The following is a 5,120-nucleotide window of genomic DNA, read 5'->3' as shown; positions in this document are numbered from 1 at the left end:
CCCCTGCAGCAACTCCGCACCACCCACCAGACCACGCTGCTCGGCAACGTATGGCATCTTGGTAACCCTTTGCTGTTCGTGGCCGTTTATTACCTCATCTTCGGTGTGATATTCGAAGTCAACCGGGGAGTCGATCACTTCCTGCTCTGGCTCACCATGGGGGTCTTTGCCTTCCAATTGACGTCAAAAACAGTCCTGGGCGGGGCCAATGCGATCACCAACAACACCGGGTTGATCAGAGCCATCAAATTCCCCAGAGCCCTACTCCCCGTCTCTGTCGTGATCAGCCAACTCTTCAGCTTCGGGATCGAAATCGCCCTACTCATTGCAATGGTGCTGCTGGGAGGTGTCGGTTTCTCACGACGGTGGTTACTTCTCCCGTTTGTGTTGGTCGCGCACACTGCGTTGAATCTCGGTGGCGCACTGATCGCGGCACGACTCAATGACACATTCAAAGACATCCAACAAATCCTTCCATTCGTGTTCCGCTTGCTGATGTACTTGTCAGGTGTGATGTTCCCGCTCGAACTAATACTCTCAGGCCTCGATGGACGTCCGTGGCTCGTTGCCGTGTTCAGTCTCAATCCGTTGGCGCGGATCATCGATCTGTACAGGTGGGTTTTGCTCGGCACGACAGTCACCGGTAGTTACCTTTTGGTAGCGGCCGCGATTCCATTCCTGGTGTTGTGGTTCGGCTTCCGCTACTTCAAAGCGGTCGAGTGGAGATATGGCCGCGCATGAGCGACTCACTGTCCATAAGCGTTCGAGATCTGTACCTCGACTACGAGATTTATGAGGATCGCCGGGCGGCGATCCTCGAACGGTTGGTGAAACGCGAGGGTACCGGCCGGCGACTGGTCAGAGCCCTAAAAGGGATCACCTTCGACGTGGCGGTAGGAGAAGCAGTCGGGATAATCGGATCGAATGGATCGGGTAAGTCGACACTGCTCTCAGCCATCGCAGGGCTGCTGCCGCCAACGTCGGGCGACATCCTCGTCTCGGACGAACCAAAGCTGTTGGGCGTGGGTGCGACCCTGATGTTGGGTGCCAACGGGTACACAAACATCCGCATCGGCCTTCTTGCCCTCGGGATGTCCTCTGACGAGGTGGACATCCTCACGCCCGAAATTGCCGAATTTACCGGACTGGGCGAAGCACTCGACCGTCCCTTCAAGACATATTCATCCGGGATGCGCGCCAGGCTCCATTTCGCCATCGCCACCTCGGTCCGTCCGAAAATCCTGCTCATCGACGAAGCTTTGTCGGTTGGCGACCAGGCTTTCAAGCACAAATCGCGCGAACGAATCAACTCACTTTTGGGCGAAGCGGGGACACTGCTCTTTGTCAGCCACTCCCTGCCTGAAGTGTCTTCGATGTGCTCCCGGGTGATCTGGCTCGAGCAAGGCCGTCTCAAAGCCGACGGGCCGCCCGATCGGGTCATCTCCAAATATGAAGCTTTCGCCAGTTAACTGGCGGCGCCTCAGGGGCTAGTCCAGGCCGAGTTTCTCCACTGCCACCTTCAGCGCCTCGGGCACCGAATCCGCTTGACCAACTGACCCATTCGAGACAGCCGCTACACCATATAGTCTCGGAGCGGTAGCGTCAGCCGTGCCGATGACAACAATGGATCGAACCCATACCAGCGCCCCTTCAACAGGAATAGGCGTCATCGGACCGAATTGGACCGCAGATCCGTTGGCGTTGAGCAGCGTAAACAGCGCCGCCAGGTCCCGGTCGGTATCGATGGCCGCCTGGGCCACTCTGGGGTCGGACACCGGTCGGCCAGGAGCCACTTCGATTCGAACCAACCGGAGGTTCTCAGGATTGTCGTGATCGGCAATGGCCAAAGCCGACAGCTCATTTCGAGCCGCGTTCGCATTGCCTGCCGAACCAACCCCATACGGGCGTATCGCCACCCAGTGCCCGGCGAGCGGTTCCGACTCGGGCATGAAAAGCGACACTGACGGTGCGGGGACGACCGGGGCGGAGACCGCCGTGCCCGAGGCACGGGCCACACCGTCGCCAGCGGACGCGCTAACCGCCCAGCTGTCCGAGCCATTGAAGAGGGTCTCGGCGTCCGACACGTGATAGCGCCCCAGCATCGACGTCTGAACCGTCAGGAGGTCATGGGGATACAGCAGATGATCCCGCAACGAACCCGGCATGTTCGATATTGGCTCGACCAGGCCAGGAAAGATCGAAGACCAGGCATCCAGAATCGGGTCATCGGCACCGCCCACCTCGGTCCGATACAGGTGGACACTTCCATCGTATGCGTCGACGGTTGCCTTCACAGAAGCGTGCATATAGTTGAAAGCCCGTCCGGACATCCCGCTTGTCGCCGGGAGTCCTACCAAGCGAGCGAACTGGGAATGTGGGTACGTATTCGAGCTGGTATATCCATCAACGATCCACGTGATTGCCCCGTCTGCGACCACTGGGTAGGGGTTCGAATCGAAAGACAAGAACGGGGCAAGCGCCGACAAACGTTCACGAATGTCGCGCCGATACAACAACTGAGAGTCGTCTGTCAATTCCGAAGACACAACGGGTTCGATCTCACCGACAGTCAGACCGAGAGTCAGTCGACGCCATAGGCTCGTGAGGGGGATCCCGGTACCGCCCTCGAATGCGACGCCCCCCACCTCGGTGCGGTTGGTGCCGACAATGGCGTACCAACCGGCAAGATCCTCACCAAAATACAATTCGGGTCGTTCGGCCACCACTATTTCGGCCAGAGCAGCCAAATCTGGCCGACCATCAGCGGCCATGACATCGGCCGGAACGGCGATCACTCCATCACCATGGGTGTAGACGAGATGGAACTGCACCCAGCCCTTCTCGGGGAGATCCGTCCGACTGGAGTTCCGGGCCGCGATCAAGACAGGCCTGAGAACCCCATCGATCTCGTACCGATCAAGGTCGACGTCCTTAATCCGCGTGGCCGTCGTTCCCATCAGGACTTGTAGCGGCGCCACCATCTGATCCTCGTTCAGCAGCGGGATCCGTTTAAGGTCGGATTCAAGCGATGACCCTGGTGGGCCATCGAGTCCGTCAGCAAACGATTCCGAGACGTGTTCGACCGACCCGAGGCCATACGCGGCGATGGTGGCTTCCAGATTGTCTGCAATGTATGGCAATTGACGTTCGCCTTCGGCTGGCATGACCACCAACCAGGTAACCAGCGCCGGAAGGACCCAAAGAAGTGCGACTTGGAGAGATCCCCACACGGCCAACCCAACCAGGGCCGGTCGCCATTGGGACTTTCTTACCCCGTAGAGCAGGAGGGCGGCGACTCCAACAGCCACCAGGGCCATCACCCATAGCGACGGAACGACCACCTTCAATTCGGTGAAACCCGGACCGTCAAAAGCACCATATTGGTTGGTTCCATTGGCGGGCCATTGAACGAACAGGTAGGTGAGCGCCTGAGTGACGGCGTATCCAGCTGCGATCAAACCCAGGTGCCTCAGAGCTCGCGGCGACGAGCGCTTGCCCTCACGCGGAATCTTGATAGCCCCATTGGCGATGTACCCGACAAGGGCGATTCCGCCGGCTATCAGCAACACCTGCCGGAGCCAACCGCTGGCCACGGTAAGGAACGGGAGACGGAACAGATGGTATCCGAGGTCCCACCCGATGTGTGACACGTCCTGACCCAGGTTGGGACCATGTATGAACAGCAGCCATGGCTTCCACAGCCCCATCGCATCCCAGGAGTCGCGCAGAACCACCAACATCGCCACACCGAACAGCAGCCACCGGTGGCCGGCTCCCATCCGCTGCCGGTACCTGACAACCAGCCGGTTGGGAAAGTTCTCCGGGGCCGGTGTCATTCGATACGCCGACCAGGCGGTCGGAAGCAGAATCGCGCCGGCAACGACCAGCGCCAACCCCGCCAGGGTGAGCTGGGCGCGGACCGCGGTCGACCAGACGGAGGCAGTCGTAACCGTATCAAACCACCACATATCAAGTGCCATGTGAGCAACCCGACGGATTACGAATGCCAGCAAGACGAGGGTTATCAGCCCGGCACCCAGGCGGCGTTGCGGGGTGGTGCGGCGTTCTAACCACGCCACTATTGGGAAAGGAGGAGCACTTGGTCGGGTGACGATCTGATGCAGATTAGGCATGATTTGGGGTTGCCGCATCGTCGCAGGGGTTGCCGAACTCAATCAGCCACCGGTTGAAGGCTTGAGCGACAAGCTCTACGGAAAGCGGGCCTTCGGACCATCGGTTGATGGACCGGCGAACGCCTGGGCTTTTTCGAGCCAATCGCGACCCAGTTCCGTCACCGTCAGTGTGGTGTCATCGACATGTCTGCGTTGCGTGACCACAAGACAGAAGTCTTCGGCAGACCCTTCGACCGATTCGGCTGCCCCCTCTGGTCCGTAGAACCACGGTTCGCCGGACGGCGACAACAACTCCACCCGAACCGGCTCGGACGGCACCTGAAGCCCCCGATTGGTGTATGACCACGCCCGGGTGATGAATCCGAGCTGGGCGATGTGCTGCAACCGATCAGTCGCCGGACGGCCGACGCCAACCGTGTCAACGATATCCTGGCCATGGGCCCAGGTCTCCATGAGGCGAGCCGTCAGGAACGACCTTGAACTCATCGACGGCCCATACCAGTTCACCCGCTGATCATTGGTGAGTCCGGCTGAGGCGGCCGCCAGCGACTCGCGGTTGGCGCGCCACGCCTCCAGCAGGTCGCTCGATGGCATCTGCCTGTAGCCGCCCAACGTCAGCTCATCAATCGCTTCGTCCCCTCCACCGGCGACCGAGAACAGCTCTCCCAGGAGGCTCGAGAAGCGTTGGGGATCGGTAATCGCCACGACAGCCGAATGATCAAAGTACGCCAGATGACCGATCTGGTCGGCAACAGACCAACGAGGACTCGGGGTGGCACTCGACCATTGTTCAGAGTCCAGGCCCGACACGATCTCGTCCAATGCCTGCTGTTCGGCAATCAGGTCAGTACGGATCCGGCTGACGTCCATTCACAATCCATCCCTACGGGTCTCCCATTGTGCCTGCCGGACCTACCGTTCGACAAACCCCGCAGTCACGGCTGTTCCTGATCCGGGCTGGGTTAGCCTCATGGACATCCCGGGAAT

Annotated in this window: 4 protein-coding genes; 2 read left to right on the top strand and 2 right to left on the bottom strand. The window is 59.9% G+C overall.

The window, feature by feature from the left end:
• Both JJE47_05835 and JJE47_05830 read left to right on the top strand, forming a co-directional pair.
• Positions 1 to 741, top strand: a 741-nt coding sequence (locus JJE47_05835; GenBank protein MBK5266939.1) for an ABC transporter permease, incomplete at its 5' end; no start/stop codon positions are given.
• Positions 738 to 1,469, top strand: a complete 732-nt coding sequence (locus tag JJE47_05830; GenBank protein ID MBK5266938.1) for an ABC transporter ATP-binding protein — start codon at positions 738 to 740, stop codon at positions 1,467 to 1,469. The genes JJE47_05835 and JJE47_05830, both read left to right, overlap by 4 nt.
• Positions 1,470 to 1,487: 18 nt before the next feature.
• Here the strand turns inward: JJE47_05830 and JJE47_05825 are convergent, their stop codons facing one another.
• The gene (locus JJE47_05825) at positions 1,488 to 4,079 is read right to left on the bottom strand and encodes a UPF0182 family protein (protein MBK5266937.1); all 2,592 of its coding nucleotides are present in this window, start codon (positions 4,077 to 4,079) and stop codon (positions 1,488 to 1,490) included.
• Positions 4,080 to 4,208: 129 nt separating this feature from the next.
• On the bottom strand, positions 4,209 to 5,003 hold the full coding sequence (locus tag JJE47_05820) for a TIGR03084 family protein (protein ID MBK5266936.1): 795 nt from the start codon (positions 5,001 to 5,003) through the stop codon (positions 4,209 to 4,211).
• Between the last annotated feature and the right edge of the window lie 117 nt (positions 5,004 to 5,120).

The sequence above is a fragment of the Acidimicrobiia bacterium genome, from assembly GCA_016650365.1.
Taxonomy (GTDB): domain Bacteria; phylum Actinomycetota; class Acidimicrobiia; order Spongiisociales; family JAENVV01; genus JAENVV01.
Note: the sequence above shows the minus strand (reverse complement) of the source record. Positions and strands in the feature narration are given on the sequence as shown.